The organism is Streptomyces sp. NPDC005794 (assembly GCF_042871445.1).
Taxonomy (GTDB): Bacteria; Actinomycetota; Actinomycetes; order Streptomycetales; family Streptomycetaceae; genus Streptomyces.
On sequence record NZ_JBIAIN010000018.1, the window covers coordinates 12,965 to 35,736 of the forward strand.

Annotated in this window: 19 protein-coding genes; 15 read left to right on the forward strand and 4 right to left on the reverse strand. The window is 71.7% G+C overall.

Translation table 11 applies throughout. The features are described 5' to 3' along the window. Positions 1-116: 116 nt before the first annotated feature. Complete coding sequence (locus tag ACFYQ5_RS26325) at positions 117-1,196, forward strand: glycosyltransferase family 4 protein (protein ID WP_389200988.1); 1,080 nt, start codon at positions 117-119, stop codon at positions 1,194-1,196. A gap of 3 nt (positions 1,197-1,199) precedes the next feature. Here the strand turns inward: ACFYQ5_RS26325 and ACFYQ5_RS26330 are convergent, their stop codons facing one another. From ACFYQ5_RS26330 to ACFYQ5_RS26340, 3 genes are all read right to left on the reverse strand, one after another. After that, positions 1,200-2,828, reverse strand: a complete 1,629-nt coding sequence (locus ACFYQ5_RS26330) for a PucR family transcriptional regulator (RefSeq protein WP_389201215.1) — start codon at positions 2,826-2,828, stop codon at positions 1,200-1,202. A 107-nt stretch (positions 2,829-2,935) separates the two neighbouring features. Continuing rightward, on the reverse strand, positions 2,936-4,336 hold the full coding sequence (locus tag ACFYQ5_RS26335) for an FAD-binding oxidoreductase (protein ID WP_389200990.1): 1,401 nt from the start codon (positions 4,334-4,336) through the stop codon (positions 2,936-2,938). 240 nt (positions 4,337-4,576) lie between these two features. Next, complete coding sequence (locus ACFYQ5_RS26340; RefSeq protein WP_389201216.1) at positions 4,577-6,379, reverse strand: glycoside hydrolase family 15 protein; 1,803 nt, start codon at positions 6,377-6,379, stop codon at positions 4,577-4,579. A 439-nt stretch (positions 6,380-6,818) separates the two neighbouring features. Between ACFYQ5_RS26340 and ACFYQ5_RS26345 the strand changes: the two genes are divergently transcribed. The 14 genes from ACFYQ5_RS26345 to ACFYQ5_RS26410 all read left to right on the forward strand — a co-directional run bounded on the left by ACFYQ5_RS26345 (position 6,819) and on the right by ACFYQ5_RS26410 (position 22,172). Then, on the forward strand, positions 6,819-8,489 hold the full coding sequence (locus ACFYQ5_RS26345) for a CTP synthase (protein WP_389200992.1): 1,671 nt from the start codon (positions 6,819-6,821) through the stop codon (positions 8,487-8,489). 77 nt (positions 8,490-8,566) lie between these two features. Beyond that, a complete protein-coding gene (locus ACFYQ5_RS26350; protein WP_389200994.1) occupies positions 8,567-9,193 on the forward strand; it encodes an NUDIX domain-containing protein in 627 nt (208 codons plus the stop codon). Between the two features lie 218 nt (positions 9,194-9,411). Then, complete coding sequence (locus ACFYQ5_RS26355; protein ID WP_389200995.1) at positions 9,412-11,487, forward strand: tetratricopeptide repeat protein; 2,076 nt, start codon at positions 9,412-9,414, stop codon at positions 11,485-11,487. A gap of 163 nt (positions 11,488-11,650) precedes the next feature. Continuing rightward, entirely contained in the window at positions 11,651-12,766 is a 1,116-nt protein-coding gene (gene ald, locus ACFYQ5_RS26360) for an alanine dehydrogenase (RefSeq protein WP_389201218.1), read from the forward strand. 358 nt (positions 12,767-13,124) lie between these two features. Beyond that, on the forward strand, positions 13,125-14,243 hold the full coding sequence (locus ACFYQ5_RS26365; protein WP_389200996.1) for a ParA family protein: 1,119 nt from the start codon (positions 13,125-13,127) through the stop codon (positions 14,241-14,243). Continuing rightward, positions 14,228-14,821: a hypothetical protein gene (locus ACFYQ5_RS26370; RefSeq protein ID WP_389200998.1), complete on the forward strand. Its 594-nt coding sequence runs from the start codon at positions 14,228-14,230 to the stop codon at positions 14,819-14,821. The genes ACFYQ5_RS26365 and ACFYQ5_RS26370 overlap by 16 nt, the downstream gene beginning before the upstream one ends. Positions 14,822-14,922: 101 nt before the next feature. After that, a complete protein-coding gene (locus tag ACFYQ5_RS26375; protein ID WP_389200999.1) occupies positions 14,923-15,972 on the forward strand; it encodes a segregation and condensation protein A in 1,050 nt (349 codons plus the stop codon). Next, complete coding sequence (gene scpB, locus ACFYQ5_RS26380) at positions 15,969-16,619, forward strand: SMC-Scp complex subunit ScpB (protein ID WP_389201001.1); 651 nt, start codon at positions 15,969-15,971, stop codon at positions 16,617-16,619. The genes ACFYQ5_RS26375 and scpB overlap by 4 nt, the downstream gene beginning before the upstream one ends. Next, the gene (locus tag ACFYQ5_RS26385; protein WP_389201004.1) at positions 16,619-17,755 is read left to right on the forward strand and encodes a pseudouridine synthase; all 1,137 of its coding nucleotides are present in this window, start codon (positions 16,619-16,621) and stop codon (positions 17,753-17,755) included. Before scpB ends, ACFYQ5_RS26385 begins: the two co-directional genes overlap by 1 nt. A gap of 130 nt (positions 17,756-17,885) precedes the next feature. After that, entirely contained in the window at positions 17,886-18,539 is a 654-nt protein-coding gene (gene pnuC / locus ACFYQ5_RS26390; protein WP_389201005.1) for a nicotinamide riboside transporter PnuC, read from the forward strand. Continuing rightward, entirely contained in the window at positions 18,536-19,615 is a 1,080-nt protein-coding gene (locus tag ACFYQ5_RS26395; protein WP_389201008.1) for an AAA family ATPase, read from the forward strand. The genes pnuC and ACFYQ5_RS26395 overlap by 4 nt, the downstream gene beginning before the upstream one ends. Next, positions 19,612-20,355, forward strand: coding sequence for an NUDIX domain-containing protein (locus ACFYQ5_RS26400; protein ID WP_389201010.1), 744 nt, complete (start codon positions 19,612-19,614; stop codon positions 20,353-20,355). The genes ACFYQ5_RS26395 and ACFYQ5_RS26400 overlap by 4 nt, the downstream gene beginning before the upstream one ends. Beyond that, positions 20,352-21,374: an ADP-ribosylglycohydrolase family protein gene (locus ACFYQ5_RS26405; RefSeq protein ID WP_389201012.1), complete on the forward strand. Its 1,023-nt coding sequence runs from the start codon at positions 20,352-20,354 to the stop codon at positions 21,372-21,374. Before ACFYQ5_RS26400 ends, ACFYQ5_RS26405 begins: the two co-directional genes overlap by 4 nt. A 3-nt stretch (positions 21,375-21,377) precedes the next feature. Next, positions 21,378-22,172, forward strand: a complete 795-nt coding sequence (locus ACFYQ5_RS26410) for a DNA polymerase beta superfamily protein (RefSeq protein ID WP_389201014.1) — start codon at positions 21,378-21,380, stop codon at positions 22,170-22,172. A gap of 19 nt (positions 22,173-22,191) precedes the next feature. On the opposite strand, the gene ACFYQ5_RS26415 is transcribed toward ACFYQ5_RS26410, so the two are convergent. Then, positions 22,192-22,758, reverse strand: a complete 567-nt coding sequence (locus ACFYQ5_RS26415) for a helix-turn-helix domain-containing protein (protein WP_389201015.1) — start codon at positions 22,756-22,758, stop codon at positions 22,192-22,194. Positions 22,759-22,772: the final 14 nt, after the last annotated feature.

Consider the following 22,772-nt stretch of genomic DNA (forward strand, 5'->3'; position numbering starts at 1 on the left):
TCCGCTGTCGCCGTGACGGCGGGAAGAACGTTTCGTCGGTGCCGGAACGTGCGTACGGACTGGCATCCTTGGAGCTGTACATACCGCCGAGTCGGGAGCCCCGGGAGCCAATCAACGTGTCACAGCTGCGTACGGTCCAAGTCCTGGGCGGCGGTGCCGGAAGCAGCGCTCATGTCAGCTCGCTCGCCGCGGGTCTGGTCGCGAGGGGCGTACAGGTCACCGTCTGCGCCCCGGCCGGTTCCGGCCACGCCCACGGCCTTCCCGCGACGGGCGCCCGCTTCGTCGCGGTGCCCCGGCGCAGTGACCCCGCCGCCGTCGCCGCGCTCCGGACCGCCTGCACCGGGGCGGACATCGTCCACGCGCACGGGCTGCACGCCGCCGTACGCGCCGGGATCGCGCTCAGCGGCCGGGGCACCCCGCTGGTCGTGACCTGGCACACCCGCGCCCATGCCGAGGGCGCCCGCGGCCGGCTGCTGCGGCTGCTGGAGCGAAGGGCCGCCCGCGCGGCCGCCGTCGTGCTGGGCACCTCGTGGGAGCTGGTCGACCGAGCCCGCCGCCGGGGCGCCAGGGACGCGCGGCTCGCGCCGGCCGCGATGCCCGCGAGTCGCTTCCCCAGTGCGCCGGAGTCCCCCGACGACGGCAAGACGCGCGCCGAACTGGGCGCGATCGGAAGGCCGTTACTGGTATCGGTGGCGCAGCGCGGTCACGAGACGCTGCTGGACGCGGTACGCGAGTGGCGCGCGCTGGACCCAGTTCCCCTGCTGGCTGTCGTGGGGGAGGGGCCCCGGTCCGGTGCCCTGCGGCGCCGGATCGCGGCGGAAGGGCTGCCCGTCGTCCTCGCCGGCGGCTCGGACGACATCGGCGAACTCCTCGCCGCCGCAGACATCGCCGTACTGTCCGGTCAGGGGGAGGGAGGGTCGCTGCTCGCCCGGGGAGCCCTGCGGCTGGGCATCCCGCTGGTCGCGGCCCGCGCCGACGGACTGCCCGAACTCGTGGGCGAAGCAGCCCAGTTGGTCCCGTACGGGGATGCCGGAGCGCTGGCCGGTGCCGTCGTGCGGCTCCTCGGCGACCCCGGGCAGCGGGAGCGACTCGCCGACTCGGGGCGCGCGCAGGCCGCGAACTGGCCGACCGAGGACGACACGATCGCCCATGTGCTCTCCGTCTACGACGAGTTGGCGCAATCGCCGACGGGGTAGGCCTCAGCGCGTGTGGCGGCGGGCCCGCAGGGCCAGGCTCAGGGCGAGCACCGACTGCGGGTCGTCCAGGTCCGTGCCGAGCAGTTCGCCGATGCGGGCCAGCCGGTTGTAGAGCGTCTGCCGGTTCAGATGCAGTTCGCGTGCCGCCTCCGCCTTGCGGCCCGCGTGGGCGAGGTACGCCTCCAGCGTGGGCAGCAGCGCCGGGCGCGAGGTCCGGTCGTGCTCACGCAGCGGCCCGATCGCCCGGTCCACGAACGACTCCAGATCCGGATGGTCACGCAGCCGCCACAGCAGCAGGTCGATGTCCAGGCGGCGCGCGTCGTACCAGGGGCGCTCCGTGAGCCCCTGCGCGGCGGTCGCCGCCTCCGCCGCGTGCCGCAGCCCCGGGCCCGCCGCCGCCCAGCCGACCGCGGCGCCGACCACCACGACGACCGGCGTACGGTCCCCGGCCCGCTCCAGGCCCGCCCGGCCGGTCCCGGTCCGCAGTGCCGCCGCCACCCGGTCAGCGAGCGCCGTACGCGTCGTCCCGGGGCGCAGCGCCAGCAACAGCGGAACCCTGCCCTCCACCGGGCGCACCCCCACCAGTGCGGGCGCACCCACCGCGGCGAGCTCCTCCGCCACCGCCCGGGCCAGCAGCGCCCAGCTGCCCGACGGCGCCGACTCGGGCGCGAGCCGCATCACCACCGGCAGCAGCGGATCCCCGCCCGGCCTGAACCCCAGCACCCCGGCCTGCGCGGGGGCGTCCTCGGGAGCGACCCGCCCCTCCGCGAGGTCCGTGAGGAAGTCCCCGCGTCCCCGGGCCGCCAGTTCGTCCTCCTGACGGGCCTGCATCAGCACGACCGCCAGGATGCCCGCCGCCCGCTCGGCCGCCATCCGGTGCACCGTCACCAGGGGGCCCGACACCGCGAGCAGTACCAGCCGGGCCCGTACGGAACCGGCACCGAGCCCGCCTCCCGGTACCTCCACCAGGACCGCGCCGGCCGGTGGCGCCTCACGGGCCGCGCGTGCACCGCGCAGCCCCTCCCAGACCTGCAGCGGATCGGCGCCCACCGGCCCGGTCCCGGTCCCCGCGGCGAACAGCAGCCGGCCGTCCGGGGTCTCCAGGAAGACCGGGTTCGCGGCGAAGTCCGCCAGGATCCCCAGGACCTGCGGCACCCCGCCGCCGCCGAGCACCGCCTGGGTACACCGCCGGTGGACCTCCTCCGCCCGCTGGAGCAGGGTGTAGTGGCCGTTGACGATCTCGGTGTGGATCTCCTCGGTCACCGCTACGAACGGCACCTCGCGGTGCAGCTGGACGAGCGGCAGCCCCGCTGTCCGCGCGGCCTCCACGATCGCCGCGGGCAGCCGGCCGAAGCGCGGGCCGAGTTCCACGACCAGGGCCGCGATGCCGCGGTCGGCCAGCTTGCGGACGAAGGCGCGCTGGTCGGCGGGCCGTGACCCGAGGCCGAGACCCGTCGTGAGCAGCAGCTCGCCGCCCTTCAGCAGGGCGGGGATGTTCGGCGCCTCACCGGCGTGCACCCAGCGCACCGCACGGTCCAGCCGGTCCGCGCAGGTCAGCACCTCCGGGAGCCCGCCGCGCAGCCCCGGCAGTTCCAGCGCCCGCCGCACGGTGATCCCGCCCTCTGTCTCCACCGGCTCCGGCCTCGTACTTCCGTTCGTGCGCATCCGCGCTCGTGCCCTCGTGTACGAGGGGCGCGAACACCCCCGGTCAGGAAGTTACCGGCCCTCGCCCGGGCACGTCACACCACGGCCACGGCCGGCTTGACGTTGTGGTTCAGATGGAACACGTTGTCCGGGTCGTAGCGAGCCTTCACGCGGGACAGCCGCTCGTAGGCGTGCTCCCCGAACCCGGCGACGACCCGTTCCTGGCCCTCGCGTCCGATGAAGTTGAGGTAGACCGCCCCGCTCGCCCACGGCATGACGGCGCGGCGTACCTCGCGCACCCATGCTGTGGCCCGCTCGTCGTCCGCCGCGCTCTCCCAGACACCGAACGGATGTACGGCCCACGGGGAGGAGCGCCACGGCAGCGGGTAGTCGGCCGGCCCCCGGGCCACCGCGCCGCCCATCGGGAACAGCACGTGCTGGGAACCGGAAGGGACGGGCATCGTGGCGGCGCCGGCACAGAAGGCGGCTGCGGCCTCGTCGGGAAAGCCGTCCAGATACTCCGCCGACCAGTGGTTCCGCATGCCGGGCGGATCGTCGAGCATGCACTGCAGGTCCGCGTAGGGAATGGCGGTGATCATGTCCGCCTCGCGCTCCAGGGCCAGCAGGGGGGCCGCCACGTCGCGCAGCTCCGCCTCCGTACCGGCGTAGGTGACCAGGACCGCGCACACGAGGCCGCCCACCATGGCCTCGGGCACCCACTCCTCGGGCGGCCCGGTGATGTAGAGGCAGGCGCCGCCCGCCGCGTCCGGGGCGGACTCCATCACGTCCCGGTACGCACGGACCGCTTCCGGGCCGTTCTCGGGGCGGAGGAGGAGCAGCGCCATGCTCATCGCCGGCAGGTCGTGCAGCCGGAGCGTCAGGGAGGTGACCACCCCGAAATTGCCGCCGCCGCCGTGCAGGGCCCAGAAGAGCTCCGGGTTCTCGTCCGCGCTCGCGTGTACGGTGCCGCCGTCCGCCGTCACCACATCGGCGGCCAGCAGATTGTCACAGGCCAGTCCGAAGGCGCGCTCCAGCCACCCCGACCCGCCGCCCAGGGTGAAGCCGCCGACACCGGTGGTGGAGACCCGCCCGCCCGTGGTCGCCAGGGCGTACGGCTGGGTGGCCCGGTCCAGGTCTCCCATGGTGGCGCCGCCGCCCACGCGGGCCGAGCGGGCGTCCCTGTCGACGTCCACCGCGCTCATCCGGCGCAGATCGATCACCAGGCCGCCTTCGCTCAGGGCCATGCCCGCCACGCTGTGACCGCCTCCGCGGACGGCGACCTCCAGGTCCTCGTCGCGTGCGAAGCGCAGCGCCCGCGCGACATCCGCCTCGGTGACGCACTGGGCCACCACTGCGGGTCTGCGGTCGATCATGCTGTTGAAAACGGCACGGGCCTCGTCGTAGCCCGGGTCGCCGGGGACGTGGATCTCACCGGTGAAACCGGAGCGGAAGCCGGTCGGGGCGGCGCCCGTCGTCGAAGGCGTGCGGGGTGTCATGTGAACCCCCTTTGCAGGGCTTAGCAGGACCCTCCCAGCGTAGGCCCGGCCGCGGACATCGGCCGTTCCGCAGGGGCACCGCCCGAGGGGTCGAGCCGGCACCGGACGGCCAGGCTTCCTCCCGCTGTACGCGAGGAGGGGATCACCCGGGCAGGGGCATGGACCCCGCCCCCTGTCCTGTCGGCCACGCGGCGGACATCGCCGGGGGAGAGGGACACGGGGGCGGGATCCCACGCAGGATCAGCCGACGTACGCCCCACTGGCCGTCAGCCGCAGCGCCGTGTCGATCAGCGGCACATGGCTGAACGCCTGCGGGAAGTTGCCCACCTGGCGCTGGAGCCCGGAGTCCCACTCCTCGGCCAGCAGGCCGAGGTCGTTGCGGAGGGAGAGCAGCTTCTCGAAGAGCCGGCGGGCCTCGTCGACCCGGCCGATCATCGCCAGGTCGTCCGCCAGCCAGAACGAGCAGGCCAGGAACGCACCCTCGTCGCCCTCCAGGCCGTCGACACCCGCGTCGTCGCCCTCGGTGGGGTAGCGCAGGACGAAACCGTCCTCCGTGGACAGCTCCCGCTGGATCGCCTCGATCGTGCCGATGACGCGCTTGTCGTCCGGAGGCAGGAAGCCCATCTGCGGAATCAGCAGCAGGGACGCGTCCAGCTCCTGGGATCCGTAGGACTGGGTGAAGGTGTTGCGTTCGGGGTCGTAGCCCCGCTCGCAGACATCGCGGTGGATGTCGTCACGGAGCTGGAGCCACCGCTCCAGCGGCCCCTCCGCGTCCCCGGACTCGATCAGCTTGATCGTGCGGTCGACCGCGACCCAGGCCATCACCTTGGAGTGCACGAAGTGCCGGCGCGGCCCGCGCACCTCCCAGATGCCCTCGTCGGGTTCCTCCCAGTGCTTCTCCAGGTAGCTGATCAGCTTGAGCTGGAGGCCCATCGCGTAGTCGTTGCGGGTCAGCCCCGTCATGTGCGCCAGGTGCAGCGCCTCGGTGACCTCGCCGTACACATCGAGCTGCAGCTGGTTCGCGGCGCCGTTGCCGACCCGGACCGGGCCGGAGTTCTCGTATCCGGGCAGCCAGTCCAGCTCCGCCTCGCCGAGCTCCCGCTCACCCGCGATGCCATACATGATCTGCAGGTTCTCCGGGTCGCCCGCGACGGCCCGGAGCAGCCACTCGCGCCAGGCGCGGGCCTCCTCGCGGTAACCGGTGCGCAGCAGGGAGGACAGGGTGATCGCCGCGTCCCGCAGCCAGGTGTAGCGGTAGTCCCAGTTCCGCGAACCGCCGATGTCCTCCGGCAGCGAGGTGGTCGGGGCCGCCACGATGCCGCCGGTCGGTGCGTAGGTGAGCGCCTTCAGCGTGATCAGCGAGCGGACGACCGCCTCACGGTAGGGCCCGTGGTACGTGCACTGCTCGACCCACTCACGCCAGAAGTTCTCCGTCGCCTCCAGGGAGGCCTCGGGTTCCGGCATGGCCGGCGGCTCGTGGTGGGAGGGCTGCCAGCTGATGGTGAAGGCGATCCGGTCGCCGGGGGACACGGTGAAATCGGAGTACGTGGTCAGATTCTGGCCGTACGTCTCCGTGTCGGTGTCCAGCCAGACAGAGTCGGGGCCCGCGACGGCGACCGTGCGGCCGTCGACCTTGTGCACCCAGGGGGTGACCCGTCCGTAGCTGAAACGCATGCGGAGTTCGGAGCGCATCGGCACCCGGCCGCTCACGCCCTCCACGATGCGGATGAGCTGCGGCGCTCCGTCACGCGGCGGCATGAAATCGGTCACGCGGACCGTGCCGCGGGGGGTGTCCCACTCCGATTCCAGGATGAGTGAGTCGCCGCGGTAGCGGCGCCGGTCCGCAGCAGGGGGCTCCGCCCCCTCGGGACGGGCGGGTCCCAGCCGCCAGAAACCGTGCTCCTCGGTACCGAGAAGTCCGGCGAAAATCGCGTGTGAATCGAAACGGGGCAGGCACAGCCAGTCCGCTGTGCCGTCCCGGCAGACCAGGGCTGCGGTCTGCATGTCTCCGATGAGTGCGTAATCCTCGATGCGCCCGGCCACGTGCGTCTCCAGTCGAACGGCCATGTCGCCCCGAAGGGCGCTTACTGCTGGTCAAGGGGTCGTTGTAATAGAACCGACGAGCTCTTGCGCGGGTGAGCGGGCTGGGGTGGAGCCGCTGGGCCGGCCAACTCGGCAGCGAGTGTTTGAGCAGGATACGACGCACCAGAGGGTTCCGCGCGACACTGTCCACAGGTTGTCCGTCGCCTGGTACCGGCGAATGGGTGGGACCTGAAACGGTCGTGATGATCTTGTGTTCGTGAGGAAGGGGCATGGCCGGAAGCGGCCTCTCTTCGTCGCTGTTACCCTGGTAGCCCGTGGACCGGTGGTCGTCCCCCCAGTGGACGAGGCCCCCGAACCGCAGCGACGGCGCCTCCGGAATTCTCCGTACGGCATGCCGGCACGCACCTCACGATCGCGACCACGGGAGCCCCCTTTGGCTATGCAGCCCACATCCACGACGACCAAGCACATCTTCGTCACCGGGGGTGTCGCCTCCTCCCTCGGCAAGGGTCTGACTGCCTCCAGCCTGGGTGCCCTGCTCAAGGCACGTGGCCTGCGGGTCACCATGCAGAAGCTCGACCCCTACCTGAACGTCGACCCCGGCACGATGAATCCCTTCCAGCACGGTGAGGTGTTCGTCACCAACGACGGCGCCGAGACCGACCTGGACATCGGTCACTACGAGCGCTTCCTCGACGTCGACCTCGACGGTTCGGCCAACGTCACGACCGGCCAGGTCTACTCGCAGGTCATCGCCAAGGAGCGGCGCGGCGAGTACCTCGGCGACACCGTCCAGGTCATCCCGCACATCACCAACGAGATCAAGCACCGCATCCGCCGCATGGCGACCGACGACGTGGACGTCGTCATCACCGAGGTCGGCGGCACGGTCGGCGACATCGAGTCGCTTCCCTTCCTGGAGACGGTCCGCCAGGTCCGCCACGAGGTCGGCCGCGACAACGTCTTCGTCGTGCACATCTCGCTCCTGCCCTACATCGGCCCGTCCGGCGAACTGAAGACGAAGCCGACCCAGCACTCCGTCGCGGCCCTGCGCAACATCGGTATCCAGCCGGACGCCATCGTGCTGCGCGCCGACCGCGACGTCCCGACCGCCATCAAGCGCAAGATCTCGTTGATGTGCGACGTCGACGAGACCGCAGTGGTGGCCTGCCCGGACGCCCGGTCGATCTACGACATCCCCAAGGTGCTGCACACCGAGGGCCTGGACGCCTACGTCGTCCGCAAGCTGGACCTGCCGTTCCGTGATGTGGACTGGACCACCTGGGACGACCTGCTGGACCGGGTCCACAACCCCGACCACGAGGTCACCGTCGCCCTGGTCGGCAAGTACATCGACCTGCCCGACGCCTACCTCTCGGTCACCGAGGCCATCCGGGCCGGCGGCTTCGCGAACAAGGCGCGGGTCAAGGTCAAGTGGGTCGCCTCCGACGACTGCAAGACCCCGGCGGGCGCGCAGCAGCAGCTCGGCGACGTCGACGCGATCTGCATCCCCGGCGGCTTCGGCGAGCGCGGTGTGGTCGGCAAGGTCGGCGCGATCCAGTACGCCCGCGAGAACAAGGTGCCGCTGCTCGGCCTCTGTCTCGGCCTCCAGTGCATCGTGATCGAGGCCGCGCGGAACCTCGCCGGGATCCCCGACGCCAACTCCACCGAGTTCGACGCGGCCACCTCCCACCCCGTCATCTCGACGATGGAGGAGCAGCTCGCGTACGTGGAGGGCGCGGGCGACCTGGGCGGCACCATGCGGCTGGGCCTGTACCCGGCGAAGCTCGCCGAGGGCTCCCTGGTCCGTGAGGCCTACGCGGGCGAGCCGTACGTCGAGGAGCGCCACCGCCACCGCTACGAGGTCAACAACGGCTACCGCGCCGAGCTCGAGAAGAAGGCAGGGCTGGTCTTCTCCGGCACCTCCCCGGACAACAAGCTCGTCGAGTACGTCGAGTACCCGCGCGAGGCGCACCCCTACCTGGTCGCCACCCAGGCGCACCCGGAGCTGCGCTCCCGCCCCACCCGCCCCCACCCGCTCTTCGCCGGTCTGGTGAAGGCCGCCGTGGAGCGCAAGGTCGCGGCGCACGGGACGGACGCCGACGCGTAAGGCGCTACGGTTGACCGGGGTACGGATCCTTCACGGGATGCGTGCCCCGGTTTCTGTTTGTTCGTGGGAGGACGTACATGGGTTTCCAGGACACGCCCGAGGAGTGGCAGGTCACCGCGACGGTGACCCCCTTCACCGGTAACAAGACCAGCGTCCGCACCGACGACGTCGTGATGCCCGACGGGAGCGTCCACAGCCGCGACTACCAGGTCCACCCCGGTTCCGTGGCCGTGCTCGCGCTCGACGCGGAGGGACGGGTCCTCGTCCTGCGGCAGTACCGGCACCCGGTACGCCACAAGCTGTGGGAGATCCCGGCGGGACTGCTCGACATCCCCGGCGAGAACCCCTTGCACGCCGCGCAGCGCGAGCTCTACGAGGAGGCGCACGTCAAGGCGGAGGACTGGAGGGTGCTGACCGACGTCTACACCACACCCGGCGGCTGTGACGAAGCCGTGCGCATCTTCCTCGCCCGGGACCTCTCCGAGGCCGACGGTGAGCGCTTCGAGGTCTCCGAGGAGGAGGCCGACATGGAGCAGGCGCGGGTGCCCCTCGAGGAGCTCGTGAGGGGTGTGCTCGCCGGTGACCTGCACAACAACTGCCTGGTCGTGGGCGTCCTGTCGCTCACCGCGGTGCTCGCGGGCGACGGAGTGGACTCGCTGCGCCCGGCTGAGGCGCCCTGGCCTGCCCGCCCGTTCGAGGCCTGACCCGGTCCGGCCCGCCCGTCCGAGTCCGTTGCCGGTCCGTCCCCCATCGGGGCGGGCGGCAACGGGCCGATCGGGGGCCAATCGTACGAAACGCTGATCCGATCGAGGGATGTACCGGTCGCGCTCGGCCGTGATCGTCCGTACCACTGAACTACGCTCGAAAGGCCCCGACCGGAGTTCCGGCGGGCAACCGCGTGGAGCGAAGTGGAGCGTGGCCCGTGACCGATCAGGCGGTGGACACCAGCGGCCCGGCCGAAGTGGCGGGGACGGCGGGAGCCAAGAAGCCGCCGGACGTCGCTCCAGCCCAATTCTTCGGCCGTGAGCGCGAGTTGAAAGCCCTTCAGGAAGACATCGAGCGCGCGGGTCTGGACACCCTGGCCGGCCGCAAAGCGGCTCGAGCCCGGGTCCTGCTGATCGCGGGACGGCCCGGATCCGGACGCACCGCTCTCGCCGTCGAACTCGCCCGACGGCTGGCGGAACCCGGTGACTATCCCGACGGGGTCTTCCGGGTCTCGCTCACCGAACCCGGCGGCGAGCGCGTCCCCGTGGAGCGCATCGCGCGCGCACTCCTCGACCTGCTCTCCGTCGCCGGCCCGCCCGGAGCGGATGAGGACGAGCTCTCCGAGATGGTCCGTGAGGCGTTCGCCGTACGCCGCGCGCTGATCCTCCTCGACGACGCCGTGGACGCCGAACAGGTCGATCCGCTCCTGCCGGACAACCCGGACTGCCTGGTCGTCGCCACCGCGACCGGCCCCCTCACCGGAATCCCCGGCGTCCGCCCGTGCACCATCGGCGGACTGGACGCGGGCTCCGCCGTGCACCTGCTCGCCCGCACCATCGGCCAGGTCCGCATCACGGTCGATCCGCGCACCGCCGAGACGCTCACGGAGGAGTGCGGGGGGCAGCCCGCCGCCCTGACCCTGGTCGCGGGCTGGCTCGCCGCACGGCCGGGCGCGTCGGTCGCCGACGTGGCCAAGCAACTGCGCGACCAGCAGGACGACCCCGAACAGCCCACCGGATCACGGCCGTTGGCCCGTGCCTTCCGGTTGGTCCACGACTCGCTGCCGCAGGCCGCCGCCCGGATACTGCGGCTGCTCGCCCTCGCCCCGGCCGGGCTGGCCGACGCCCACACCGCCTCCGCGCTGGCCGGATGCTCCGTGTCGGCCGCCCGGACGACCCTGGACGACTTCGCCCGGTTCGGTCTGCTCCGGACGAACGGTGCCGAGCTGCCGCAGTACGAGGTGCCCGGCTGCCTCGCCCCGCTGGTGCGTGCCGTGCTGGAGGAGCAGGAGCGGCCCGCCGAGATCCAGCTGGCCCGGGCCAGGATGCTGGAGCGGACCGTACGCCGGCTGCAGGCCTGCCGTGCGGTCACCGATCCCGAGGACTCCCCGGCCCGCCGCAAGCTCGCCGGGCTGCCGCGCTCGCTGCGCTTCCCTCACCCGGAGTCCGCCGCCGAGTGGCTGCGGATCCGCGAGCCGGCACTGCTGGCCGCCGCCCGGGCCGCAGTACGCGAGGGAGACCTGGACACCCTGGCCCGCCGCCTGGTCGCCGCCCTCGTCCGCGCTCTCGCCGTGCACCGGGGCACCGAGGACGCCGCTCCCGTGCTGTACGGGCTGCACGGCCTGGTCCTCGACGTGGCGGAGCGCCGCGAGCTTCCCCGGGAGAAGGCCGCCGCCCTGCTCAACCTCGCCGACCTGGACGCCAGGACCGGCCGTACCCGGGAGGCGCTGGCCCGCTACCGGGCCGCACTGGACGCCGGACGCGCGGCGCACGACCTCTACGCGACCGGCAGGGCGATGGAATCCGCGGGTGGCGCCTACGCGGAGCTGGGGGACTTCAACCGGGCCTCCGACTGGTACGGCCGGGCGCTCGCGCAACGGCTCACGCAGGGGGAGCGGGCCGACGAGGCGCGGCTGTACGGGCGGCTCGGAGCGGTCCACACGTACGCGGGGCGCTACGGCGAGGCGCTGCGCAACTGGCGTGCGGCGGCGGCGGGCCACCGCAGGCTCGGGGACCTCCTGGGCCAGGCGCGGGCGCTCAGCGAGGCCGCGCGGGTGCAGGAGTACGCGGGCCGGCCACAGGAATCGCTGCACACCTGCCGGGAGGCGGTCGGCCTGGCGCGCCGGGCGGGTGACGCGCGCCTCCAGGCCGCACTGGAGCTCAGGCTCGCGGACACCCTGGACCGGCTCGGGGACCCCGCGGCGGCCCGGCTGCACCGGGCGGCCGCCGACAGGCTGCTGGGCGAAGAGGGCCGGACCGCTGATCAGGGAGGGCTCGACCTACGAAATCCGTAGTGCTTCGATCAAAACTTAATGCTTTGTAAGGCTGGACAGCGAGAAGTCCTTCATTAATGATGGCTCTGCCGCAGATCTCAGCGGTGTCTCCCCCTATGCTTGGTTCATACGGGTATCTCCCGCTATGTCCGAGCGATTCTCCGAGCCAAGGACCGTGATCGACGTGAAGGTCGGCATCCCCCGCGAAGTCAAGAACAACGAGTTCCGGGTGGCGATCACCCCTGCCGGAGTGCATGAGCTCGTCCGTCACGGCCACCAGGTCCTCGTCGAGCGGCACGCCGGCGAGGGGTCCTCCATCCCGGACGAGGAGTACGTCGCCGCCGGCGCGCGGATCCTGCCCACGGCCGACGAGGTCTGGGCCGCCGCGGACCTGCTGCTCAAGGTCAAGGAGCCGGTCGCCGAGGAGTACCACCGCCTCCGCAAGGGTCAGACGCTCTTCACGTATCTGCACCTCGCCGCCTCCCGTGAGTGCACGGACGCCCTGCTCGGGTCGGGCACGACCGCCATCGCGTACGAGACCGTCGAGACCGCGAACCGCGCGCTGCCGCTGCTCGCCCCGATGTCCGAGGTCGCCGGCCGCCTCGCCCCGCAGGTCGGCGCGTACCACCTGATGCGCTCGGTCGGCGGGCGCGGTGTGCTGCCCGGTGGCGTCCCCGGCACGGGCTCGGCCAGGGCCGTCGTCATCGGGGGTGGAGTCTCCGGCTGGAACGCCACACAGATCGCCGTCGGGCTCGGCTTCCACGTCACGCTGCTCGACAGGGACATCAACAAGCTGCGCGAGGCCGACAAGGTCTTCGGCACCAAGGTGCGGACGGTCGTCTCCAACGCGCTGGAGCTCGAGAAGGCCGTCGTCGAGGCCGACCTCGTCGTGGGCGCGGTGCTGATCCCGGGGGCGAAGGCGCCGAAGCTGGTCACCAACGAGCTCGTCGCCAAGATGAAGCCCGGAAGTGTTCTTGTCGACATCGCGATCGACCAGGGAGGCTGCTTCGAGGACTCCCGTCCGACGACACACGCCGAGCCGACCTTCATGGTGCACAACTCGGTCTTCTACTGCGTCGCGAACATGCCGGGCGCGGTTCCGAACACCTCCACCTACGCCCTCACGAACGCCACGCTGCCCTTCATCCTGGAGCTCGCGAACCGGGGCTGGGCCGATGCCCTGCGCCGTGACGCCGCGCTCGCCAAGGGTCTCAACACCCATGACGGCCAGGTGGTTTACCGCGAGGTGGCCGAGGCGCACGGACTCGACCACGTCGAACTGGGCACGCTTCTCGGCTGAGCGGTCAACCCTCTCCGTCAACCTCACGCGTCCGGCCGGACCTTGCCCAGCGAGGTCCGGCCGGACGCGTGAGGGGTCCCGGCCCAACCCGCCGGAGACGTAACCCTCTACCCTTTTTGCACCCCCGCGAAAGGTGCGCCCCGGGCGCTCCGCGCTCTTGACAGAGGGGTGTTCGATTGCCGACACATCGGGCCGGGTCCGGCGGATTGTGTTGCTGCGAACCGGTGACACGCCATAGAGTCGCCAATCGTCGGCATGGTGCCACGCTGACCTATCGATAAGTTTCCTGGTCACATCCAAGGAGGTAAGACGACTTGTGAATGAGTCGACAATTACTCCCGGGGGTGGTCAACCAGGGATGCCTGCACGGGGTCTGAGCCCGAACGGGTTCGAAGCTGTCGGCTCCGTCGCTGTCCGCACCTTCGCCACCCACCAGCACATGACGACAGCCCCCCAGATGATGGACGGCCTACACGTGAACGCCATGGCCGGCAACGAGAGTGGCCGAAAGAATGACCACTTCGCCGACTTCGCCGAGGTGCCCGAGGGGCACTTCTACGACCCCGATGCCGAATACGAGCCCGATCCGGAGTACGCGGCCACCCTCGCGCCCGACGCCGCTCGTCAGCGCCGCGAGCGGATCGGCCCGACCGGCCGGCCGCTGCCGTACTTCCCGATTCCCGGTCCGCTGACCGAGCACGGCCCCGCGAAGATCATCGCGATGTGCAACCAGAAGGGCGGCGTCGGCAAGACCACGTCGACCATCAACCTGGGCGCCGCACTCGCGGAGTACGGCCGGCGCGTCCTGCTCGTCGACTTCGACCCACAGGGAGCCCTGTCCGTCGGCCTGGGCGTCAACCCGATGGAGCTCGACCTCACCGTCTACAACCTGCTCATGGAGCGGGGCATGGCGGCCGACGAGGTCCTGCTGAAGACGGCCGTGCCCAACATGGACCTGCTCCCCAGCAACATCGACCTCTCGGCCGCAGAGGTGCAGCTGGTGAGCGAGGTGGCCCGGGAGTCGACGCTGCAGCGCGCCCTCAAGCCGCTGATGGCCGACTACGACTACATCGTGATCGACTGCCAGCCCTCGCTGGGCCTGCTCACCGTGAACGCCCTGACGGCGGCTCACAAGGTGATAGTCCCGCTCGAGTGCGAGTTCTTCGCGCTGCGCGGTGTGGCACTGCTCACCGAGACCATCGAGAAGGTCCAGGAGCGGCTCAACCCGGAACTGGAGCTCGACGGCATCCTCGCCACCATGTACGACTCCCGCACGGTGCACAGCCGTGAGGTGCTCGCGCGCGTCGTCGAGGCCTTCGACGAGCACGTCTACCACACCGTCATCGGGCGCACGGTGCGCTTCCCGGAGACCACGGTCGCCGGTGAGCCCATCACCACGTACGCCTCCAACTCGGTCGGTGCCGCCGCCTATCGCCAGCTCGCCAGGGAGGTGCTCGCCCGGTGTCACGCCGAGTGAGTCTGCCGGGGGCCGACGAACTGTTCCGTACCACCGGGGGCATGGGCCTGCAGGCCTCGTCCTCCGCCGAGCGGCGACGCAAGGCGAGCGGCGAGGGGCGGGTCCCCGCACCGGCCGCAGGAAGCGACGCGGCGGCGGACACCGGCCAGGGTGGCGCACCGGGCAGCGGTGACACACCCGCCGGGACGTCCCAGGAGGAGCACTCCGCGGCGGACGCCGACGGCGGCGGCTCACGCAGCCGCGCCGACGGGGACGAGCGGGCTGCCGTCGCCCCTCCCCGGGCGCGTACCGCGCACCCGCAGGAAACCACCACCGTCCAGCCGCAGCGCGGACGCGGGGGCGGGCGGGGAGCGAACCGCCGTCCCAGCGGCCGGGAACGCCACGACGAGAAGATCACCGTCTACGTGTCGGCCGAGGAACTGATGGACCTCGAGCACGCGCGCCTCGTGCTGCGCGGTGAGCACGGACTGGCCGTCGACCGCGGGCGCATCGTCCGGGAGGCGGTGGCCGTGGTGCTGGCCGACCTGGAGTCGCGCGGCGACGCGAGCATCCTCGTACGGCGGCTGCGCGGCCGCTGACCGGTGCCGCGCCGGTAGCCTGCCGGGGGAGGGCCGCCGTACGGGCGGCCCTGCCCCGGGGCCCACCGCCCGCCTCCCGCCGCTCCCCTGGACCCCAGCACATGCCGACTGCCGACGACACGCCCCGCCCGCCCCGCCGTGCCCTCGGCCGCGGGCCGGGGGTACGGGCTGCGGCGGCTCCCGAGGCCCCGGAGCCCCCTGTGGCCCCCGTGTCTCCGGGCGAGGCCCCTGCGGCCTCACTCGCGCTCTCGGCGCCCTCGGTGCCCCCGGAGTCCCCGACGGTCCTGCTGGACGCTCCTGGGCCCGTCGAGAGCCCCCCAGGAGAAGCCGCCGAGGCCGGCGACGACCGCCGGTTCACCGTGCGTCTGGTCAATTTCGAGGGCCCCTTCGATCTGCTCCTCCAACTGATCTCCAAGCACAAGCTCGATGTGACCGAGGTCGCGCTGTCGAAGGTCACCGACGAGTTCATGGCACACATCCGGGCCATGGGGCCCGACTGGGACCTCGACCAGACCACCGAGTTCCTCGTCGTCGCCGCGACCCTGCTCGATCTGAAGGCCGCCCGGCTGCTGCCCACCGCGGAGGTGGAGGACGAGGCGGACCTCGCCCTGCTGGAGGCGCGGGACCTGCTCTTCGCGCGGCTGCTGCAGTACCGCGCGTACAAGCGGATCGCGGAGATCTTCAGCGACCGGCTGGAGTCCGAGTCCCGCCGCTACCCCCGCACCGTGGGGCTCGAGCCCCAGCACGCCGAGCTGCTGCCCGAGGTCGTGATCAGCATCGGCCCCGAGGGATTCGCCCGGCTCGCGGTGAAGGCGATGCAGCCCAGGGCCGAGCCGCAGGTGTACGTCGAACACATCCACGCGCCGCTGGTCAGCGTGCGCGAGCAGGCGGAGATCGTGGTGGCGCGGTTGCGGGCGGAGGGCGAGATCAGCTTCCAGGCGCTCACCGAGGACGCGGGGGACACCCTCACGGTCGTCGCCCGCTTCCTGGCGCTCCTGGAGCTCTACCGGGAGAAGGCGGTCACGCTCGACCAGGAGGAGGCGCTCGGTGACCTCCTGGTGCGCTGGGCCGGGGGCGAGGGGGCCGAACCGGTGGTCACGGACGAGTTCGACCAAGAGGTGCGCGAGCCACAGGAGGACGTACAGGCATGAGTGCAGACGACGACGGGCGCGACGCCCCTGTTGCCGGGCTCGACCTCAAGCCCGCACTGGAGGCGGTCCTCATGGTCGTCGACGAACCCGCCACCGAGGAACACCTCGCCAAGGTCCTCCAGCGGCCCCGCAGGGCCGTGGCGGACGCCCTGCGGGAGCTGGCCGACGAGTACACCGTCCAGCGCCGCGGATTCGACCTGAGGCTCGTCGCCGGGGGCTGGCGCTTCTACACCCGCCCCGAGTACGCGGAGGCGGTCGAGGGCTTCGTCCTGGACGGCCAGCACGCCCGGCTCACCCAGGCGGCGCTGGAGACCCTCGCCGTGGTCGCGTACCGTCAACCGGTCAGCCGGTCGAGGGTCTCGGCGGTACGCGGAGTGAACTGCGACGGCGTCATGCGGACCCTGCTCCAGAGGGGTCTCGTCGAAGAGGCGGGCGCGGAACCCGAAACAGGTGCGATCCTGTACAGGACGACGAACTACTTTCTGGAGCGCATGGGCCTGCGAGGCCTGGACGAGCTCCCGGAGCTCGCGCCCTTCCTCCCGGAGGCGGACGCGATCGAGGCTGAGACGCTAGAGGGTGTGCCGTCGTTCGATCCGGACGCACCGGACACCCCGGAAACTCACGCAGACGACAAGACGGAATTTTGATGCGAAGCAGTGGCAGCAACAGCGGAAGCGGCAGCGGCAAGAGCGGCGGCAACCGGAACCCCCGGGGCGGCTCGGGCGCGAAGGGCGGCTCCTTCCGTCCCAAGGCCGCGGGAGGACGCGACGACAAGCAGGAGGAGCAGCGTCCCCGCCGGCCCCGCCCCGAGGAGCGCCGCTACGACGTGGGCTCCGACAAGCCGGGCGGCGACGGCGGCCCCCGCAAGGGCCGCGGCGCGGCGGCACGCGGAGGCGCGAAGGGCGGCCCGAAGCCCGCACAGAACGTGAGCAAGGGTGGACGCCGAGTCGGCGCTCCGTCCCGCCCCCGCGAGCTCGACGCCAAGATCGAGCAGCGCAACCGTGACCGGTACGCGGACAAGCCCGAGATCAAGACGCCCAGGACCAACCCGGGCGCCGAGCAGGAGGGTGAGCGTCTGCAGAAGATCCTCGCCCGCGCCGGCATGGGCTCGCGCCGGGCGTGCGAGGAGCTGATCGAGCAGGCCCGTGTCGAGGTCAACGGCGAGATCGTCCTCGAGCAGGGCAAGCGTGTCGACCCGCAGAGGGACGAGATCAAGGTCGACGGCCTGACCGTCGCGACCCAGTCGTACCTCTTCTTCGCGCTGAACAAGCCCGCCGGAGTCGTCTCCACCATGGGTGACCCGGACGGCCGTCAGAACCTCGGGGACTACGTGAACAACCGCGAGACGCGACTGTTCCACGTCGGGCGGCTCGACACCGAGACCGAGGGCATCATCCTGCTCACCAACCACGGTGACCTGGCCCACCGTCTGACGCACCCCAGGTACGGCGTGAAGAAGACCTACCTGGCCGCCATCCAGGGCCCGCTGCCGCGCGACCTCGGCAAGCGCCTCAAGGACGGCATCCAGCTGGAGGACGGCTACGCCCGCGCCGACCACTTCCGGGTCGTCGAGAACACCGGCAAGAACTACCTGGTCGAGGTCACCCTCCACGAGGGCCGCAAGCACATCGTCCGCCGGATGCTGTCCGAGGCCGGCTTCCCGGTGGAACGCCTCGTACGGACGTCCTTCGGGCCGATCCCGCTGGGCGACCAGAAGTCGGGCTGGCTGCGCCGCCTGACCAACACCGAGGTGGGCATGCTGATGCGCGAGGTCGGCCTGTAGCCACCGCCCGACGCCGAACGGCCCGCGGCCGGTTCCTCGTTCTTTTCGAACGGGAACCGGCCGCGGGCCTTTCGCTGTCCCCGTTTCTTCTTTATAGTCAGGATGACCATAAAGAAGGGGAGGGAACGGCGTGACGCTCGCGGACATACTCGATCCTCTGCGGCAGCCCCTGGTGACGGTCCTGGACACCCCGGTCAGCTGGACCGAGGTGCTGGGCTTCGGCAGCGGTGCGCTGTGCGTCTGGCTCGTGGCCCGTCAGCATCTCGCCAACTGGCCGATCGGCATCGCCAACAACCTGTTCTTCATCCTGCTGTTCGCCCAGTCCGGTCTGTACGCCGACGCCGGCCTGCAGATCGTCTTCATCTCCCTCGCCGCGTACGGCTGGTGGACCTGGACCCACGGGGGTGGACCAGGGACCTCCGTCCTGCCGGTGCGGAGCACCACCCGCACCGAATGGACCTGGCTGCTCGCGGCGGGGGCGGTGGGGACCCTCGCGCTCACCCTGCTGCTGTCCCGGGCCACGGACTCGACCGTGCCGTTCTGGGACGCCCTGACCACCTCGCTGTCCCTCATGGCGACGTACGGACAGTGCCGCAAGCGCGTCGAGTCCTGGTGGCTGTGGATCGCCGCCGACGTGGTCTACATCCCGCTGTACGCCTACAAGGAGCTCTACCTCACCTCCCTGCTGTACGCCGGATTCCTCACGCTCTGCGTCGTCGGACTGCGCAACTGGAACCGGGACCTCGCCCCGGACCGGCGCGAGGACGCGGTGGTGACGGCGTGAAGCGCCACGGGCACGGCCTGGTCCTCGGCAAGTTCTATCCGCCGCACGCCGGCCACCACCACCTCGTCCGCACCGCGCGGGACCGCTGCGAGAGGCTCACCGTCCTGGTCTGCGCCGCCTCCGTCGAATCCGTCCCGCTCGCCGACCGGGTCGCCTGGATGAGGGAGTCCCACCCCGACGTCCGGGTGGTGGGCACCGTCGACGACATCCACATGGACCTCACCGACGCGGCCGTCTGGGACGCCCACATGGAGGTGTTCACCGCGGCCGTGCCCGACCGGGTCGACGCCGTCTTCACCTCGGAGTCGTACGGCGAGGAACTGGCGCGCCGCTTCGGCGCGGAGTCCGTCCTCGTCGACCCGGACCGCACCCTCTTCCCCGTCTCGGGCACCGCGGTCCGCGCCGACCCCGCCCGCTGCTGGGACTATCTGGAGCCGCCCGTACGGGGCGCGCTCACCCGCCGGGTCGTCGTCCTGGGTGCCGAGTCGACCGGCACCACGACTCTGGCCCGAGCACTGGCCGACCACTACCGCCGGCGCGGCGGCGTATGGGCGGGGACCCGGTACGTCGCCGAGTACGGGCGGGAGTTCAGCGAGGCGAAACTCGCGGCCCTGCGCAGCCGGTGGCCGGCCGCCCAGTGGGAGGACGTCACCTTCACCACCGACGACTTCCCCCTCATCGCCGAGGCCCAGAACGCCAGGGAGGAGGCCGCGGCGCGGACGGGGTCCCCGGTGCTCTTCTGCGACACCGACTCGTTCGCCACCACCGTCTGGCACGAGCGCTACGTCGGCGGACGCAATCCGCTCGTCGAGAAGACCGCCGACCGGGCCGCCCACCACCTCTGGCTGCTCACCGGCCACGAGGGCGTCCCCTTCGAGGACGACGGACTGCGCGACGGCGAGGAACTGCGGCCCTGGATGACGGACCGCTTCCGTGCCGAACTCGCCCGGAGCGGACGCCGGTACATCGAGGTCACCGGGTCCCGGGGCGAGCGTCTCGCCACGGCGGTCGCCGCCGTGGACGCGCTCCTCGCCACCGGCTGGCACTTCACCGCACCCCTGCCGGAGCAACGATGAGCACCGCCCCCGAGGGGTACGACCCCCACGCTTTCATCCCCTTCGCCGTCACCGTCGACCTCGCCGTCTTCACGGTCCGCGAAGCCCGGCTCCACGTGCTGCTCGTGGAGCGGGGCGAGGCCCCCTACAAGGGGCGGTGGGCGCTGCCCGGCGGCTTCGTCCTGCCCCGGGAATCCGCCGAGGCGGCGGCCCGCCGCGAGCTCGCCGAGGAGACCGGCCTCACCAGGAAGTCCGTGTGCGCCTTCCACCTCGAACAGCTGCGCACCTACAGCGATCCGGACCGCGACCCCAGGATGCGGGTCGTCTCCGTCGCGTACGCCGCACTCGTGCCCGACCTCCCCGAACCGAGGGGCGGCGGGGACGCGGCGAAGGCGCAGTGGTGGGAGGCGGGCGGCACCGGGCCGCTCGCGTTCGACCACGACCGCATCCTGGCGGACGCGCACGACCGGATCGGCGCGAGGCTCGAGTACTCCTGTCTGGCCACCGCGTTCTGCCCGGACGAGTTCACCCTCGGCGAGCTCCAGCAGGTCTACGAGACCGTCTGGGGCGTCGAGCTGGACCGCCCCAATTTCCGGCGCAAGGTCCTCACCACGCCCGGCTTCGTCCAGGCCGTGGACGGGCCGCCGCGCCGCACCGGCGGACGGGGAAAACCGGCCGCTCTCTACCGTGCGGGTGCCGCTACCACCCTGCACCCTCCACTGCTGCGCCCGGAAGGACGCCCGGAAGGACGGACATCATGATCCAGACAAGGATTCTCACCAAGCAGGCGGCCACAGGCGCGCTGACCGGGCTGGCGCTCGGCGACGCGCTGGGCTTCCCCACCGAGTTCGACGACGTACCCGCGATCCTGACGAAGTGCGGGCCCTGGCGCCGGATGCCGCTGCCGAAGCCCGCGTTCGTCACCGACGACACCCAGATGACGCTCGCCCTGGGCCGCGGCATCCGCACGGCCATGGACCAGGGACTGCTCACCCCGGAGCGGATGGTGGGCCCGGTCAGGGAGGAGTTCGTCCGCTGGAACCGCTCACCCGACAACAACCGCGCTCCCGGCCGCACCTGCCTGGAGGCGTGTGAGCTGCTGGAGGGCAACCGGGTCTGGCAGGAGGCCAGCCGGACCGGCTCCAAGGGCTGTGGCGCCAACATGCGTGTCGCACCCATCGGCCTCGTGCCCGGCCTCAGCGACGAACAGCGGGCCGGGGCCGCCCAGCTCCAGGCGGCCCTCACCCACGGCCACCCCACCGCCCTCGCGGCGTCCGACCTGACGGCCCGCGCGGTGTTCCTCCTCGCCCAAGGGGCCGAACCGCTCGGTCTGGTGGGCCAGTTGCGCTCCTACGCCTACGAGAACCGCGGCCGCTACCTCACCCGGTGGCTCGGCGACCTGTGGCGGTACACCCATGACGCCTCGCCCGAGGCGTTCATCAGCCGGGGCTGGGACGAGTGCCTGACCGCGCTGGCGGCCGTCCAGGACGCCCTGCGTGAGCCGTCGTCGGAGACCGACCCGTGCGAGCGGACCGGCGACGGCTGGATCGCCGAGGAGGCACTCGCCACCGCCCTGCACTGCTTCCTGCTCTTCCCCGAGGAACCGTTGACCGCCCTGCGCCGGGCAGCCTGCACACGGGGCGACTCCGACTCCATCGGCTGCCTCACGGGCGCGCTGGCCGGGGCGCACCTGGGGGCGGGAGCCTGGCCCAAGGAGTGGTCGGAACGCATCGAGTACCGCAGCGACCTGCTGTCCCTGGCCGCGCTCTGGGACGCTTGATCCATGCACAGCGACACGACGCTCCTGCGAGGAGCCGGGCTGCCGGTCACGGACCTCACCGTGGTACTCGCCGAGGAGCCCTGCCCTCTCCTGTTCGCCACGGTTTCGGGCGCCCACCTGTACGGCTTCCCCTCGCGGGACTCGGACGTGGACCTGCGGGGGGTCCATGTCCTGCCCGCGGAGGATCTCGTCGGCCTCCGTGAGCCGGAGGAGACACGGTCACGGATGTGGGACCACGACGGGGTCGAGATGGACCTCGTCACTCATGATCTCCGTAAGTTCGTCCGGCTCATGCTGAAGCCCAACGGCTATGTGCTGGAGCAGCTGCTGTCCCCGCTGGTGGTGCGCACCACGGCGCTCCACGAGGAACTCGTGGGACTGGCACCGGCGGTGGTGACCCGCAACCATGCCCACCACTACCGGGGATTCGCCGGTACGCAGTGGCGGCTGTTCGAGAGGACCGGCGAACTGAAGCCGCTGCTCTACACGTTCCGCGCGCTGCTCACCGGCATCCATCTGATGCGCACCGGCACCCTCGTGGCGCATCTGCCGACCCTGCTGGACGAGGTGACAGCCGCCCCGGCGTTCCTGCCCGCACTGATCGAGGCGAAGGCGGACGCCGAACACGGGGCGGCGGACCCGGCCGGCCGTGCGGCCGCCGCGCGGGACGTCGAAGCCCTGCACGGGGTGCTCGACGAGGCGCAGGCCGCGTCACGGCTCGCCGAGGCACCTTCTGGCTTCGACGCCCTGCACGATCTCGTCGTCCGTGCGCGGCTGGGGGAGCCCGTCGCGTCCTGACTGCCCGGCGGCCGCCCTCTCACCCGCGTTCGCGCAGGTGGGAGCGGCGGCCGTCGCGGTCGAAGATCCCGAGGACCTCGGCCGGGCCGCCGACAGCGCCCAGCGCGTGCGGGAGCATCGTGGTGAACTCCGCCGCCTGACCCTCCTCGACCCGCAGCCGCCGTTCCCCCAGCACCAGCAGGGCCGTACCGGACAGCACCGTGAACCACTCCCGGCCCGGGTGTGCCTTGAGCGCCGTGGGACCTTCGGCCGGGGGGCCGGTCAGCCGGATCCGGGCCACGGTGACGCCGGGGTCACCGCGCAGTGCCCACTGGGTCAGGCCCCGGGCCGGGTGGTGCGTGGGGTTCGTGACGACATCGTCGGCGGCCGTCTCGACGAGCTGGTCGAGCGAGGTGCCGAGGGCCCGGGCGATCACGGTGAGCTGGTCCAGCGCGATCCTGCGGTGGCCGGTCTCGATCCGGCTGAGGGAGGAGGGACTGAGGTGGCAACGGGCGGCGAGGTCGTCGAGTGACCAGCCGTGCGCGGCCCGCAGGGCCCGGATCCGTTTGCGTACGAGGCCGTCGAGGTCACTGCCTTCTTGCGTCATGAGCAAGACTGTAT

What these genes read in the sequence shown, in the direction of transcription:
- ACFYQ5_RS26335 (WP_389200990.1), bottom strand. Translation starts at nt 4,336, where the DNA reads ATGACACCCCGCACGCCTTCGACGACGGGCGCCGCCCCGACCGGCTTC.
- ACFYQ5_RS26345 (WP_389200992.1), top strand. Translation starts at nt 6,819, where the DNA reads ATGCAGCCCACATCCACGACGACCAAGCACATCTTCGTCACCGGGGGT.
- ACFYQ5_RS26350 (WP_389200994.1), top strand. Translation starts at nt 8,567, where the DNA reads ATGGGTTTCCAGGACACGCCCGAGGAGTGGCAGGTCACCGCGACGGTG.
- ACFYQ5_RS26365 (WP_389200996.1), top strand. Translation starts at nt 13,125, where the DNA reads ATGCCTGCACGGGGTCTGAGCCCGAACGGGTTCGAAGCTGTCGGCTCC.
- ACFYQ5_RS26375 (WP_389200999.1), top strand. Translation starts at nt 14,923, where the DNA reads ATGCCGACTGCCGACGACACGCCCCGCCCGCCCCGCCGTGCCCTCGGC.
- scpB (WP_389201001.1), top strand. Translation starts at nt 15,969, where the DNA reads ATGAGTGCAGACGACGACGGGCGCGACGCCCCTGTTGCCGGGCTCGAC.
- ACFYQ5_RS26385 (WP_389201004.1), top strand. Translation starts at nt 16,619, where the DNA reads ATGCGAAGCAGTGGCAGCAACAGCGGAAGCGGCAGCGGCAAGAGCGGC.
- ACFYQ5_RS26400 (WP_389201010.1), top strand. Translation starts at nt 19,612, where the DNA reads ATGAGCACCGCCCCCGAGGGGTACGACCCCCACGCTTTCATCCCCTTC.
- ACFYQ5_RS26405 (WP_389201012.1), top strand. Translation starts at nt 20,352, where the DNA reads ATGATCCAGACAAGGATTCTCACCAAGCAGGCGGCCACAGGCGCGCTG.
- ACFYQ5_RS26410 (WP_389201014.1), top strand. Translation starts at nt 21,378, where the DNA reads ATGCACAGCGACACGACGCTCCTGCGAGGAGCCGGGCTGCCGGTCACG.
- ACFYQ5_RS26415 (WP_389201015.1), bottom strand. Translation starts at nt 22,758, where the DNA reads ATGACGCAAGAAGGCAGTGACCTCGACGGCCTCGTACGCAAACGGATC.